The 13554-nt window shown below is 60.3% G+C and carries 17 protein-coding genes; 11 read left to right on the forward strand and 6 right to left on the reverse strand.

Annotated elements, in window-relative coordinates; all coding sequences use genetic code 11:
* Window positions 1–17: 17 nt before the first annotated feature.
* Both HB676_RS24735 and HB676_RS24740 read right to left on the reverse strand, forming a co-directional pair.
* Window positions 18–239 carry a hypothetical protein gene (locus tag HB676_RS24735; protein WP_213741065.1) on the reverse strand — a complete coding sequence of 74 codons (222 nt, stop codon included), beginning with the start codon at window positions 237–239 and terminating at the stop codon, window positions 18–20.
* Between the two features lie 43 nt (window positions 240–282).
* Window positions 283–519 (reverse strand): hypothetical protein, encoded by a 237-nt coding sequence (locus HB676_RS24740; RefSeq protein WP_213741066.1) that lies wholly within the window; start codon window positions 517–519, stop codon window positions 283–285.
* A gap of 284 nt (window positions 520–803) precedes the next feature.
* On the opposite strand from HB676_RS24740, the gene HB676_RS24745 reads away from it, so the two are divergent.
* Genes HB676_RS24745 through HB676_RS24760 form a run of 4 tightly spaced genes read left to right on the forward strand, consistent with a single transcriptional unit; the run spans window position 804 to window position 1830 of the window.
* Complete coding sequence (locus HB676_RS24745; RefSeq protein ID WP_213741067.1) at window positions 804–1046, forward strand: hypothetical protein; 243 nt, start codon at window positions 804–806, stop codon at window positions 1044–1046.
* Window positions 1030–1281, forward strand: a complete 252-nt coding sequence (locus tag HB676_RS24750; protein ID WP_213741068.1) for a hypothetical protein — start codon at window positions 1030–1032, stop codon at window positions 1279–1281. Before HB676_RS24745 ends, HB676_RS24750 begins: the two co-directional genes overlap by 17 nt.
* Window positions 1259–1474: a hypothetical protein gene (locus tag HB676_RS24755; RefSeq protein ID WP_213741069.1), complete on the forward strand. Its 216-nt coding sequence runs from the start codon at window positions 1259–1261 to the stop codon at window positions 1472–1474. Before HB676_RS24750 ends, HB676_RS24755 begins: the two co-directional genes overlap by 23 nt.
* Window positions 1474–1830, forward strand: a complete 357-nt coding sequence (locus HB676_RS24760) for a hypothetical protein (RefSeq protein WP_213741070.1) — start codon at window positions 1474–1476, stop codon at window positions 1828–1830. Before HB676_RS24755 ends, HB676_RS24760 begins: the two co-directional genes overlap by 1 nt.
* A gap of 236 nt (window positions 1831–2066) precedes the next feature.
* Here HB676_RS24760 and HB676_RS24765 read toward each other — a convergent pair whose 3' ends face one another.
* Together HB676_RS24765 and HB676_RS24770 are read right to left on the reverse strand one after the other, a co-directional pair.
* The gene (locus HB676_RS24765) at window positions 2067–2582 is read right to left on the reverse strand and encodes a MarR family winged helix-turn-helix transcriptional regulator (RefSeq protein ID WP_079544163.1); all 516 of its coding nucleotides are present in this window, start codon (window positions 2580–2582) and stop codon (window positions 2067–2069) included.
* Between the two features lie 499 nt (window positions 2583–3081).
* Complete coding sequence (locus HB676_RS24770; RefSeq protein ID WP_213741071.1) at window positions 3082–3543, reverse strand: DUF6163 family protein; 462 nt, start codon at window positions 3541–3543, stop codon at window positions 3082–3084.
* Window positions 3544–3769: 226 nt separating this feature from the next.
* On the opposite strand from HB676_RS24770, the gene hemB reads away from it, so the two are divergent.
* The 3 genes from hemB (at window position 3770) to HB676_RS24785 (ending at window position 6582) form a co-directional block, all read left to right on the forward strand.
* Window positions 3770–4831: a porphobilinogen synthase gene (gene hemB, locus HB676_RS24775; RefSeq protein WP_213741072.1), complete on the forward strand. Its 1062-nt coding sequence runs from the start codon at window positions 3770–3772 to the stop codon at window positions 4829–4831.
* Between the two features lie 223 nt (window positions 4832–5054).
* Window positions 5055–5657 (forward strand): RDD family protein, encoded by a 603-nt coding sequence (locus HB676_RS24780; RefSeq protein WP_213741073.1) that lies wholly within the window; start codon window positions 5055–5057, stop codon window positions 5655–5657.
* Between the two features lie 148 nt (window positions 5658–5805).
* Window positions 5806–6582 carry an arginyltransferase gene (locus HB676_RS24785; RefSeq protein ID WP_213741074.1) on the forward strand — a complete coding sequence of 259 codons (777 nt, stop codon included), beginning with the start codon at window positions 5806–5808 and terminating at the stop codon, window positions 6580–6582.
* 137 nt (window positions 6583–6719) lie between these two features.
* Here HB676_RS24785 and HB676_RS24790 read toward each other — a convergent pair whose 3' ends face one another.
* Complete coding sequence (locus HB676_RS24790; protein WP_346347419.1) at window positions 6720–8060, reverse strand: Nramp family divalent metal transporter; 1341 nt, start codon at window positions 8058–8060, stop codon at window positions 6720–6722.
* Window positions 8061–8362: 302 nt separating this feature from the next.
* On the opposite strand from HB676_RS24790, the gene HB676_RS24795 reads away from it, so the two are divergent.
* The 4 genes from HB676_RS24795 (at window position 8363) to HB676_RS24810 (ending at window position 12115) form a co-directional block, all read left to right on the forward strand.
* A complete protein-coding gene (locus HB676_RS24795) occupies window positions 8363–8917 on the forward strand; it encodes a DUF2628 domain-containing protein (protein WP_213741076.1) in 555 nt (184 codons plus the stop codon).
* Window positions 8917–9852, forward strand: a complete 936-nt coding sequence (locus tag HB676_RS24800; RefSeq protein ID WP_213741077.1) for a PrsW family glutamic-type intramembrane protease — start codon at window positions 8917–8919, stop codon at window positions 9850–9852. Before HB676_RS24795 ends, HB676_RS24800 begins: the two co-directional genes overlap by 1 nt.
* Window positions 9853–9995: 143 nt before the next feature.
* Window positions 9996–10775 carry a class I SAM-dependent methyltransferase gene (locus tag HB676_RS24805; protein WP_213741078.1) on the forward strand — a complete coding sequence of 260 codons (780 nt, stop codon included), beginning with the start codon at window positions 9996–9998 and terminating at the stop codon, window positions 10773–10775.
* A 95-nt stretch (window positions 10776–10870) separates the two neighbouring features.
* Window positions 10871–12115: an MFS transporter gene (locus tag HB676_RS24810; RefSeq protein WP_213741079.1), complete on the forward strand. Its 1245-nt coding sequence runs from the start codon at window positions 10871–10873 to the stop codon at window positions 12113–12115.
* Between the two features lie 115 nt (window positions 12116–12230).
* Here the strand turns inward: HB676_RS24810 and HB676_RS24815 are convergent, their stop codons facing one another.
* Window positions 12231–13490 carry an adenylate/guanylate cyclase domain-containing protein gene (locus HB676_RS24815; RefSeq protein WP_213741097.1) on the reverse strand — a complete coding sequence of 420 codons (1260 nt, stop codon included), beginning with the start codon at window positions 13488–13490 and terminating at the stop codon, window positions 12231–12233.
* Window positions 13491–13554 lie beyond the last annotated feature (64 nt).

Here is a 13554-nt window from a genome sequence, read left to right on the forward strand (position 1 = left end):
CGCGTCGCTCTGTTGCCTTAAAGCCCGGTAAATCCCGCCTTTACCGGATCGCTGGAGCCGTCGAGTTCGCGCAAATAAGTCAGGCCGCATACGGTCAGCCGATGCGGATCCTTTTCGCCGGCCGCAAACAGCGTGTTGACGTAGTCCGTCACCTTGGTGCGGGCCGCTATGCTTGCGGCAGCCGTGCGGTTTTCCAGGAGATCGTAGGTCATCATGATGCGGTCGATGGCGGCTTGCATGGGTCCTCTTGAACTTCGGGTGGATTTTGGGATGCTTGGAAGATCAGACCAGTTCGTAACGCCCGTATTCGGCCTCGAACTTCGCGATCGCCTTGTTGGCGAGGCGAATCTTGTTGGACTCGCCGCGGTGAAACATCTGCACGATGATTTCGACAAGGTGATCGTCGGTGTGGGTTGTCTCGGCGATGGCGCCGGTGCGGCGCAGATAATTCGCCGCGATGGCGTAGGCATCGCCCACGACGGCGACATTCATGACCTGCAATCCGCGCTCTACCAGCATCGCCTTGCTCTCCGGTTCACGGGGACAAGTGCGGCGCGGCGGAAAAGTTCCACTCTGGAAATTTGGTTTTTTGCCGCACAAACAGCGAACCAGCGCGAAAAACAAAAACGCACCGGTCCGGAAAACCGGGCCGACACTTGCAAAACTATATTATTAGCTGTGGATGGTCGGCAATTGGCACTGAAATACCCCTATCTGTTAAGCGTCCACCCTTGGAACTCGTTGTATTTGGTAATGGCTGGATTGTTCCAGATGATTCGCACTACCGACGATAGAGGTGATATGTGGCCGACGATGACTCGACTATGGCGACGTGGCTCCCCGTAATTGGCAACGCACTCGCCTTTCTCTGCTTAGACAAATACGCCGAGAAAAATCCCGACAAAGCCGACAGCGTCCTGAAGAAAGTAAAATTTCTGGAGGGTCTCGGTGTCCCTACCAAAGACGCTGCCGGTGCAGCCGGCAGCACCGCTGCATCGGTGCGTGTACTCAAAGCGAAGGGAGGGAAGCGTGGCTCAAGAAGCTGAAGGTCCCTGGTTGGAAGTCATCGGCAAGGCTCTCGCGTATCTTTGCGTTCAACACGTAGCGCAGGACGACCCGGATCGGGTTGGTAATCTCCTAGCAAAAGTCAAATTCCTTGAGGGAATTGGAGTTCCTAAAACTGACGCGGCCCTGATCTTGGGAAGCACTGCGAACTCCGTCAGCGTGATGGAGAGCCGAAAGAAAAAAGGAGCCTCCGTTGGCAAAAAAGGCAAAAAGTGAATCGGTAGACACAATGGAAAAACTCGCGAGAGTTATTGCGATTGGCGTTACGAAAGATATGGACAAGCAGGAAGCGGCCCGGCGATTATTGGGCGCAGGCTTTGACGCTTCCGCCATCGGCGGACTGCTAGGCGTGAACGCTAACTTTGCTAATGTTGCAAAGGCACGAGGCCCAAAGAAGGATAAGGGCTGATGGCCATCGATCACAAACTTCTGACCGCGCTAGAGAATAAACTCGGCCTAAGTCGCAGTCAGATAAATCGGCGAATTTCTGACGAGGTCGCAGCGAAGCACCTTCCTCGCAAGCTAGCAGCGATTTCGCTGGCTTCCCAATATAGATTGGCATTGGGTGCTCATTCCGACAAGACTATTCTGGTTCAGGTCGGCGATATTCGCGATATTAGCGACATTGCCGGCAAGCATATGGTGCATCTTTCAAATTCATTCGCTTCGCGCAAACATTTAGCCGATCGGCTTGAAAGTAAGCTCAAATTCAAGGTCGATCTTACGGGCACAACTTGGCAAGATGTTGGAAATTTCAACCGTTAGCATTCGAATAACGCCCCTCACGCAAAAACGAGGCTACTGAACCTTTCGCCGAAGGCGCATTTGTTGGCACCTTCTGCATCGATAGAATTTTGCAAGGTCATAGAGAGTTTCGTAGCCCTTTCGCGCAAAAAGCAAAACGCACCGGTCCGGAAAACCGGGCCGATGCGCTTGGGGAAGTCTCGCCGCCGGTCTTTTTAAGTCGCCGGCTTGGCCAAAAATCTAGAGCCGTAAAATTCTCAGAGCCGATACAGGATCTGGTCGGTCCAGAAACGCTCCAACCGGTGCAGCGACTTGTTCAGCGTCGCGAACTCCTCGTTCGAGATGCCGCCGACCTGCTCCACCGTCTTGACGTGCTTCTGATAGAGCGCGTCGACGATGCGGCGAATCTCCTGGCCCTGCGGGGTCAGGCGAATGCGGACCGAGCGGCGATCGACGCGCGAGCGCTGATGATCGAGGAAGCCGAGTTCGACCAGCTTCTTCAGATTGTAGGAAACGTTGGAGCCGAGATAGTAGCCGCGGGTGCGCAGCTCGCCGGCGGTCAATTCCTTGTCGCCGATGTTATAGAGCAGGAGCGCCTGCACCGAATTGATATCGGCGCGGCCGCGGCGATCGAATTCGTCCTTGATGACATCGAGCAGGCGGCGGTGCAGCCGCTCCACCAAAGTCAACGCTTCGAGATAGAGCGGCTGGACCGGAGCCTGGCCCGGAGCGCGGTCAGCGGTTTCCACCGCCGTTGCAACGGCTTTCATCATGACACTTCCCCTGTTGTCGTTTTTATCGACTTATTCGACGAAACTTTTGTCCCGTCTGATAGCTTCAACTTAAGGGGAGCGTTTGAAGATCAGCTTAAATAAGACAATAAAGAGATCATGAATTTAAGACAGTGAATCGCGGATTAAGCCCATCAACAAAGGGGTTTTCGCAACCTTTCATTGACGGTGCACGCACCCTGTTCACGCTTCGTCTGGATGCTGTGTCACATATGGGAACAGGACCGTTCAAATTCGAAACGCCTGCGTAACAGATGTAACCGGAGCGTTTAAGGTGACCGAAAAGTTACTGCAAAAAATTCTTCGAAAATTTTAGAGGAAAGCACCCGGACCTCATCCTGAACCGCCCTCATCCTGAGGAGCATCGCGAAAGCGATGCGTCTCGAAGGATGGATGCAAGTTCGTGCGTTGCTGCCATCCTTCGAGACGCGCGCGAGTGCGCGCTCCTCAGGATGAGGACGGGAATTGCATCTAACACTCGCTATGGAGGCCGTTCGCGCGCGGCCATCCACGCCAATGCGAGATACAGCGTCAGCGTCACGGCTTCGAATCCCACGACGTAAAGACTGCCGCCGTAGATTCCAGGAAACATCAGTTCGATCACCGCCATCGACACCACGGTGGTCAGCCACACCACCGCGCCCCACGGCGTCGCAAGCCACAGGCCGACGGCCGCGACGAGTTCGATCACCGCGAAATAAACCGTGGCGGCCTGCCATGCCATTGGCTGATTCTCGAAGGCTTCTTCCTCGCCGCCGACAAAGCCCGTGACCTGCGCCCAGTGATAAAGACCCTTGGCGACGGAGACGACCGCCATGATGCGCAGGAAGAACACCAGCCGCCTTGTCCAGGCATTTTCGTCGGATTCGTGCCGTTCGGACGAAATCGCCGCCACCGACATGGCCGTGTCCCGCGAAGGGTCGCGCGATGGGATTTCAGACATCAGAAAAGGCTGCTCACATGCGAGAATTTGGGCTGGAATATACCCGGTAACGGCGCCGAACGGTGACTCTTGGCCCGCCCGGACGGCAAAATCAATCGGGCTTGCTGCAGATCAAGGCTGCGGTGACGAAAGCCGCCCAAAGTGCTAGACTGGAACCGATCAAAAGACCGGTCCAAAGCAGTCTCCCCGCTTTAACCAGACTGCGCCTCCAAGGAGAGAACATCACATGGCGATCAAATTCGGGCGTCCGATCGAAATGCGCGACGTGCCGCGGCGGGAAACCGCCCTCTCCGCCCCCAGCCTCGATCTCGCAATCCGGCCGCGCCGCAACCGCAAGGCGGAATGGGCGCGCCGCATGGTGCGGGAAAATGTTCTCACCACCAATGACCTGATCTGGCCGTTTTTCGTGGTCGACGGCCACAACAAGCGCACCGCGATCGCCTCGATGCCCGGCGTGGAGCGGATCACCGTCGACCAGGCCGTGCGCGACGCCGAGCGCGCGGTGAAGTTGAACATCCCCTGCATCGCGCTGTTTCCCTACACCGAGCCGAGCCTGCGCGACGAACACGGCTCCGAGGCGCTCAACCCGGACAATCTGGTGTGCCAGTCGGTGCGCGCCATCAAGAAGGAATTTCCCGGTCTCGGTGTGCTCTGCGATGTGGCGCTCGATCCCTTCACCAGCCATGGCCATGACGGGCTGATCGAGGACGGCCAGATCCTCAACGACGCAACCGTCGCGGTGCTGGTGCGTCAGGCGCTGGTGCAGGCGGAAGCCGGCTGCGACATCATCGCGCCATCCGACATGATGGACGGACGCGTCGCCGCGATCCGCGAAGGGCTGGATAGTCTGGGATTCCTCGACGTGCAGATCATGTCCTATGCGGCAAAATACGCCTCGGCGTTTTACGGCCCGTTCCGCGACGCGATCGGCTCGGCCAAGACGCTGACCGGCGACAAGCGCACCTATCAGATGGACAGCGCCAATTCCGACGAAGCCCTGCGCGAAGTCGAACTCGACATCGCCGAGGGCGCCGACATGGTGATGATCAAGCCGGGCATGCCCTATCTCGACATCGTGCGGCGCGTCAAAGACACCTTCGCGATGCCGACGTTTGTTTATCAAGTGTCCGGCGAGTACGCGATGATCGCAGCCGCCGCCGGCAATGGCTGGATCGACGGCGACCGCGCGATCATGGAAAGCCTGCTAGCCTTCAAGCGCGCCGGCGCCGACGGCATCCTCACCTACTTCGCGCCGCAGGCCGCGGAGAGGTTGAAGATGGAAAGCTGACAGCTTCGTAGGGTGGGCAAAGGCGCGTTTGCGCCGTGCCCACCGTCTGGTCCGTGAAGCAAGATGGTGGGCACGCTTCGCTTTGCCCACCCTACGGTCCCGCGACACGGATACTGTTACAGCCGTCAAAAATATTGCCGCTAGTTAATGCTTCCCAGGCCTTGGCGAGCACCCTGCCGGTTCCCATGTCCTGCGCGGAAATACACGGTCTGGAGGATTGACCATGTCTTATGGCGGTAACGGCGGCGGTTCCAATACAGGCAACAGGACTGCGGGCAATACGACGGCCGGCAACACAACTGCTGGCGGCGCCTGGCGCAGCGATGGCGGTGTGCCGCCGCATGCGTTCGATCCCCTGATGCAGCCGGAATTGTTTCGCGGCGTGCTGACGCGGCGGTTTTTTGCGTGCCTGATCGATCTCGTGGTGCTCTCGGTCCCGGTGATCCTCGGCTATATCTTCATCGCGGTGTTCGGCGTGATCACGCTGGGGCTCGGCTGGGTGCTGTTCTGGATCGCGTGGCCGGCGTCGGTGATCTGGGCGATCGTTTATTACGGCGCCTCGCTCGGCGGCCCGCATTCGGCCACCATCGGCATGCGCGTGATGGATCTGGAATTGCGCACCTGGTACGGCGCGCCCGGCTACTTCGTGCTCGGCGCCATGCACGCGGTGCTGTTCTGGGTTTCGGTCTCGGTGCTGTCGCCGCTGGTTCTCTTGGTCGGGCTGTTCAACGGCCGCCGGCGCCTGCTGCACGATATCGTGCTGGGGACCGTGATCATCAACAGTTCGGTCCGCAGCCCCGTACCGACGGCCGCGCGGACCTATTGATCCGAAGGACCAGACATGCCCGGCGGGCATCTGCCTGCTTTTCGGGCGGCCCATTTGTTCCTGGCCGCCTGTCAGGTAAATTGATTGACCGTTAACCGTAGTGGCGCGATGCTATGGGCTGCTTCGCTTTCAATGGCTGACGACCCCCTTGACCCAACATTCGCGTGACACCCCGCAATTCTACCTGACGGCGCCCTCGCCCTGCCCGTATCTGCCGGGCCGGCACGAGCGCAAGGTGTTCACCCATCTGGTTGGCGACAAGGCCGGCGACCTCAACGACCTTTTGACCCATGGCGGCTTCCGGCGCAGCCAGTCGATCGCCTATCGGCCGGCCTGCGACCAGTGCCGCGCCTGCGTGTCCGTCCGGGTGGTCGCCAACGAATTCCGGCCCTCGCGCAATTTCCGCAAGATTCTCGCCCGTAACGCCGACATCGTCGGCGAACAGCGCAGCGCCGTGCCGACCTCGGAACAATATTCGGTATTCCGCGCCTATCTCGACCAGCGCCATCGCCATGGCGGCATGGCCGACATGACCGTGCTCGACTACGCGATGATGGTCGAGGACAGCCATGTCGAAACCCGCATCATCGAATATCGCCGCCGCGGCGTCGACAGCAGCATCACCGGCCGCGGCCTCGACCTTGTCGCGGTGGCACTGACCGACGTGCTCAGCGACGGGCTGTCGATGGTCTATTCGTTCTTCGAGCCGTCCGAGGAAAGCCGCTCGCTCGGCACCTTCATGATCCTCGACCACATCGCCCGCGCGAGGCGGCAGGGATTGCCTTACGTCTATCTCGGCTACTGGATCGAAGGCTCCAAGAAGATGGATTACAAAGGCCGCTTCCTGCCGCAGCAACGCCTCGCGCCTTCGGGCTGGCTGCGCATCGATGCCTCAGGCGAAGTGCCGTCCGAACCACAGGATTAGCCAGCTTGTCGTCACCCGGCTTGACCGGGTGACCCAGTACACCGCGGCTTCTCGATTATTCTCTACTGTCTCTGGAATACTGGATCGCCCGGTCAAGCCGGGCGATGACGGCGGTGTGTAGTGCACGCTTCGCCCCCTCACCCGCCGAAATAATCCCACACCAGCTTTGCATTCAGCGCGATGATCACCACTGCCGTCACGGTGGCCAGCGCGGTCAGCCAGCGCGGGGCCACGAACGGGCCCATCTTGGCGCGGCTGGCGGTGAACATCACCAGCGGCACCACCGCGAACGGCAGTTGCAGGCTCAGCACTACCTGGCTCAGGATCAGCAACTGGCCGGTGGCTTTCTCACCGGCCCAGATCGTCACGACAACAGCCGGTACGATCGCGATCATCCGCGTCACCATCCGCCGCAGCCATGGCGCGATGCGAAGATTGAGAAATCCCTCCATCACGATCTGACCCGACAGTGTCGCGGTGATGGTTGAATTCAGCCCGCAGCAGAGCAGCGCGACCCCGAACAGCGTCGGCGCCAGGGTCGAACCGAGCAGCGGCGCCAGAAAGGAATGGGCCTGATCGAGTTCGGCGACATCGGTTTTGCCGGCGCGATGGAAGGTCGCCGCCGCCAAAATCAGGATCGAGGCGTTGATGACCAGCGCCAGGCACAGCGCGATGGAGGAATCGATGGTTGCGAACCGGATCGCTTCGCGCTTTTCGCCAACGCTCTCGCCATAGCGTCGGGTCTGCACCAGCCCCGAATGCAGATAGAGATTATGCGGCATCACGGTGGCGCCGAGAATGCCGAGCGCGAGATAAAGCATCTGCGGGTTGGCCAGAAGGTCCGTGGTCGGCGCAAAGCCCCTGATCACAGCGCCCCAATCGGGATCGGCGAGCGCGATCTGCACCGCAAAGCACGCCGCAATCACGCCCAGCATCGCAACCACAAAAGCTTCGATCCAGCGAAACCCGAACGCCTGCAGCGCCAGGATGAGAAACACGTCGGCAGCGGTGATCAACACGCCGATCTCGAGCGGAATGTGAAACAGCAGATTGAGGCCGATCGCGGTGCCGATCACTTCGGCCAGATCCGTCGCGGTGATCGCGATCTCCGCCGACAGCCATAGCGGCAACGATACCCATCGCGGAAAGGAATCGCGGCAGGCCTGCGCGAGGTCGCGCCCTGCACCGACGCCAAGCCGGGTGCACAGCGACTGCAGCACGATCGCCATCGCGTTGGACAACAGCGCGACGCTGAGCAGCGTGTAGCCGAAGCTGGAACCGCCGGCGAGCGAGGTCGCCCAATTGCCGGGGTCCATATAGCCGACGGCCACGAGGTATCCCGGACCGAGAAACGCCAGCAGCTTGCGCCAGAACGAGCCCTGCTTCGCCGTCTCGACCGACCCGAACATTCCCGCCAGCGACGGCTCCCCCCGCGCCGAGCGCCAGCCGGATGTCTCAGGTGCAGGGCTTGGGCGCACCGGCGCGGCGCCTGCCGCCGACCGCCCTTGGGCCGCCTTCGACTGAGAATCCGGAGGTAAAATCGGCGATCGAGCATCCATCTCGTCAGGATGACGGATAATTTCTTTTATTGCAACTCATTTGCAAAAGCATCTGGGATGCCGTCGAGGGAAGGTCATCGTTTTCATGAACTGTGAACGATAGCGACCTCACGTCGTTGACGAGCCTGCACAAGCGCGCCAACCTATGCGTGTATTCGGATTTCATAAACGTCCCTCTCCGTACGCCATTTGGATGCGCGTCGAACAATCGCGGGTGATCAATGAGTGCAATTACCGATTATAGCCAACCGAAAGCACGCGCGACAAAGAAGCCTTCCTATTTGGATCTCCTCGATAACGCCGATCAGCAGCGTATCCGGGCCGACCTATCGACGTTCTTCGGGCCCCATGCCGACACGTTTCTCGACACCTACGAGAAAATGCGATCAGCCACCGGACCGCGGCGGGCAATGCCGCGCACATGGTCATGGCCGGTCTTTTTCGGATCTTTCACATGGTTCTTTTATCGGAAGATGTACGCCTATGGCGCGATGCTCATCTTCCTGCCTCTGATATTTGGCTATTTGTTCGGTTCCGCTGGCAGTACCACATCAATCCTGTTCGCAATGTGGGCAAAGGGCTTCTACGTTAAATACGGGCTTGGACGCATTTCCAAGGCTGACAAACTGGGCCTGACCGGTTCGGAGCGTACCGACTATTTGCAGCGTGCTGGAGGCGTATCCTTGGCTGCCGGCATATTCGCCGGTTTGATCTACGCCAGCATGTTGGCGGCGCTACTCCTCGCCATCAGCGTTCGACACAAAACCGGTCACTGATGATCCGATTTGTCATCCTGGTGGCCGCAATTGCTCCGCCCCTGCTTATTCTAGGCTACGGAATCGCGAAAGCACGCGGTACCTGGAAATCCGAAGCAATGTGGAATGCTTTCCTGGCCGGAGCCGTTGGCGCGCTGGCAGCGGTGGTTTGCGAACTCGCGCTCGAATATCTATCGCCAGATGATCAAATGGGTCCGATCGCCAAGGCAATTCTCCTCGCGGCGATTCCCGAAGAATCGGTCAAATTCTTCGTGCTGGTGGCGCTAGCCGAAAAGCATGTCGATGTCCGTCGCCTGCAAGATCTCATCGTGCTCGCCCTTGCCGTGTCGATGGGTTTTGCTGCGGTGGAAAACTTCTCCTATGTCACTTCGGCCGGCGGCTGGAAAATGACAGCAGCGCTGCGCGCCGTTACCGCTGTTCCCGGCCATGGCATCGACGGACTTGCGATGGGGGCTTTGCTGGTCGCCTCACGTTTGAATGGCGGCAAAAGCCTGTGGAGCGCCAGATACGCGCTGCTCGTACCGATCGTCCTGCACGCCGCCTATGACTTTCCATTGTTTGAAATGCAGAAACACGCCGACAAAATATGGTTCGGCGCGGCTTGGCTTGCGATCATCGCGGCATCTTCGATTTTTGTGATCATGCTGTGTAACCGGATTATTCCGAGAGCGGTTGCGGCCGATCGCGCGGCCGGGCGTGACGACAGTTCGATCGAAACAACAGACCGGCTGATCATCGGTGGGATAATTGGATTGATTGGCGGTCCGCTACTCGCCGCATCGGTTTTCTATGCGCGCGGGCTGGAGTTCGCCACGGTAGCGATGGTTTTGAGTATTTTCCCGGTTGCATTGGGGATCGATTCGATTTTTGCCGGTTTGCATCGCAGAGGACAACGTCTTTCAATAAGAAACGCCAACATCGACTACGCACATTGATGCCCGTTAACGAAAAATTAGCCATACCCGCTCCCTGATGAGGCGCGGCTGTCGGCACTGACTCGCCGCCACGATCCGGGTGCAACGGAGAATGCGTCCGCTCGCTTTCGGGCATCGCGACGCGAAGTTGGGGCGCGCAGCCAATGTCTTCACACCCGCTTGGCCTTCGGCCGGCATCGGCGATGGCGACATCGTGCAAAATCTGCGCCGCTCCCTCGGAGCTTTACGGCGTCGTCGATTTGAACAAGCCTTGTGAAATTCCGGGCGGCACGCGGCCGCCCTTGTCGGGCGTACCGGTCTATTATCGGCGCTGCCCTTCATGCGGCTTTCTGTTCACCGATGCGTTCGATGACTGGAGCGAAGATCAGTTCAAGACGCACATCTATAACGACGGCTATCACGTCTTCGATCCCGATTACCAAACCGCGCGACCGAACGGCAACGCAGGCATCGTCGCGAATCTCTGGACTGCTCACAAGGCCGGCATGCGGGTGCTCGATTTCGGCGGCGGCAACGACGTGTTTTGCACGTCGCTTCGCGCCAACGGCTTTCTGGAAGCGGTGACATACGATCCGATGGTGCCGGAATTTTCCAGTCGCCCGGAGGGAAAGTTCGACCTGGTCACATGCTTTGAGACGCTGGAACACCTGCCCGACCCCGTGGCCGGCATCGAGCGGATCGTCGACTGTGTCGCGGAGCCCGGCGCGGTGTTTTATTCGACGCTCACGCAGCCGGCGGATTTCGACAAACAAGGTGTGGGGTGGTGGTATGTCGGGCCGCGTAACGGCCATATCTCCATTTTCACCAAGCAAGCGCTGACGCTGGCCTGGGCTCGCCATGGCTTCAAGACAGCAGCGCTGAGCGACGGCATCCATCTGGCATTTCGGACACTGCCGGAGAAGTGGGGGATGAAGGTCTCGTAGAACGGGAAACTCGGTATCCCCTGATCGATCCGGAATCGGGTGGGTTCGGGTCGCCGGAGCGGCCACCTTGCGGATAACAACGCAGAGGAGGCTCCATGCCCGGTTCCACAGATCATCGCCTGCCCCCGACCTTCAACCGGCTGGCTTGGTCCAACCTCGCGGCGCAATCGGCCGAGCAGATCGCGCTGGCGGCCGCTCCGATCGTCGCGGTGCTGCTGCTCGGCGTCGGCGAAGGCCAGACCGGCCTGCTGCAGACCGCGCTGACGCTGCCGTTCATTCTGTTTGCGATCCCTTCAGGGCTGCTCGCCGATCGCATCTCGCGGCGCTGGCTGATGACGGGTGCCGAAGGCCTGCGCGCCACGGCGCTGCTCGGCATTCTCCTGCTGATCTGGTTCGGCTGGCTGACGCTGCCCTTGCTCGCTCTGCTCGGCTTTGCCGCGGTCTGCGGCACCGTCGTCTACAGCGTCGCGGCACCCGCTCTGGTACCATCGCTGGTGTCGTCTGACTTACTCCCCGCGGCGAATGCGCGGATCGAACTGGCGCGCACCATCGCCTTTGCCAGCGGACCGGCGCTGGGCGGCGTGCTGGTGGGATGGGTCGGCGCGGCACCGGCATTCGGAGTTGCCGCCGCGCTGTCCATTATCGCGGTGAGGCTGCTTTCGGGCATTTACGAGCCTGCGCGCGTCCCGGCACCGCAGCGCCATCCGCTGCAAGAGATCGGGGAAGGCGCGGTGTTCGTGTTCACACACGACCTGTTGCGGCCGGTCTTCATCACGCAATTCATCTTCAACACCGGATCGTTTCTGATCCTGGCGGTGTTCGTGCCCTATGCGGTGCGCCATCTCGAACTTACCGCGACCGGCGTCGGCACGACCTTGGCGATGTACGGTGTCGGCATGGTGGTCGGCGCACTGCTGGCGACGCGGATCATGCGCCGGATGGCGTTCGGCACTGTGATCGGATTGGGACCGGTCGCAGGCTTCGTCGCGGCCGGCGTGATGGCATTGACCACCTTCATTCCCTCAGCCTCGCTGGCCGGCGTGAGCTTCTTCCTGCTCGGCGTCGGTCCGATCCTGTGGGTGATCAGCACCACGACGCTGCGCCAATCGGTGACGCCGCCACGGCTGCTCGGGCGCGTCTCAGCGATCAACATCATGAGCTACGGCGCCCGGCCGATCGGCGCCGGGCTCGGCGCCCTCATCGGCGGCTTCTACGGCGCCGAAGCGTGCCTCTATCTGGCGGTCGCGATCTTCGGCGCCCAGGCGCTGGTGATTTTGGCCTCGCCCGCGGTTGGGTTGGCAAGGCAGCCGGAGATGGTTTGTGAGCCGGTTAAGGGTTGACGTTTCGTCGTCATTGCGAGCGCAGCGAAGCAATCCATCTTGTCCGGCAAAGAAAGAATGGATTGCTTCGTCGCTTCGCTCCTCGCAATGACGGTAGTTTGCGCATGAGAGCGGGTTAACCCGCCAGATACCGCTCATACCGTCCGGTTACGACTTCATCCGCCGCGACCGCGGGATCGAGCGTGTAGAGATCCTGCGCGTGGCCGATGCCGCGCAGCGCAAAGCGGCCGGTGGAGACGAGATAGCCGCGCCCCGCGGCATCGAGGCCATCCCGGAACGCCGACGACGCCAGCAATTCGCGATCGACCGACCGGCACATCGAGGCGATCCGGCTGACCTCGTTGACCGCCGGCCCCACCACGGTGAAATCGAGCCGGTCCTCACTGCCAATATTGCCGTAGAACACTTCGCCGATGTGCAGGCCGACATAGGCCGTCGTGACCGGGCGCCCATCCGCGCCGCGGCGGGCATTGAGCACCGAAATGTTTTTCCGGAAATGATGCTCGGCCCGAAGCGCCGAGCGCTTGGCGAGCGCCATGTCCGGGCCGGTGAACATCGCCAGCACGCCGTCGCCGATCAATTTGAGCACGTCGCCGCCGGCGTCATGGACGGCGTCGATCGATGCCTGGGCATAATCGTTGAGAAACGGAATGATCTCGTCCGGCGCGATGCTTTCGCTGATCGAGGTCGAGCCGCGCAAATCAGAAAACCACAACACGGCCTTGATGCGCTCGGTGACGCCGCGCGAGATCCGTCCGCGCATCACCTGCTCGGAGGCGTCACGCCCGAGATAGACCCGGCCGAGCGTGCGCGCGATATCGACATGTGCAGCCGACTTGATCGCGAGCCCCAGCACCGGCACCAGATCGCGCAACGCTGCGAGCCCCTTTTCGCTGAAACCTTCCGCGCGCCTCGTGGTCCAGTAGGAATAGAGGCAATCCATCTGGCCGATGGTGCCGGCTTCGCCGAACCGGTGCACAAAGCACAGGAAATGCCGATGGCCTTTTTCGGCCAGTTCATCGATCATCGAAAAATCGAGCGAGCCGCGATCGGCCAGATCGATCAGCATTTCGTCATAGCCATTTTCGAGCATGTGAAAGAAGGTCGAGCGGCGCCAGTTTTTCGCTGAATCGCCCTCGCTGGTCGATCCATATTCGAAGCTGTCGGCCTCATTGGTCTCGATGTCGCTCCATCGAAAACCGCGGCCCTCAAAAATCGGGTGCAGCGTATCGATGAAGACGATGCTGCGCGACACGTCCAGGCCGCCGGCCCGGCAACGTTCGCAGAAGCCGCGCACGAGATCGTTCTCGGACGCACCGGTCAGGCCCTGGCCGGTCAGCCAGTTCATCAGATCAAGGCGGGGCGCGAGTTCCATGGGATCATTATGCCGCGTAACCGCGCGTGACGGAAGGCTTGCAAACGTTAGAGCTAGTTGACGA

Source organism: Bradyrhizobium sp. dw_411 (assembly GCF_018449695.1).
Taxonomy (GTDB): Bacteria; Pseudomonadota; Alphaproteobacteria; order Rhizobiales; family Xanthobacteraceae; genus Bradyrhizobium.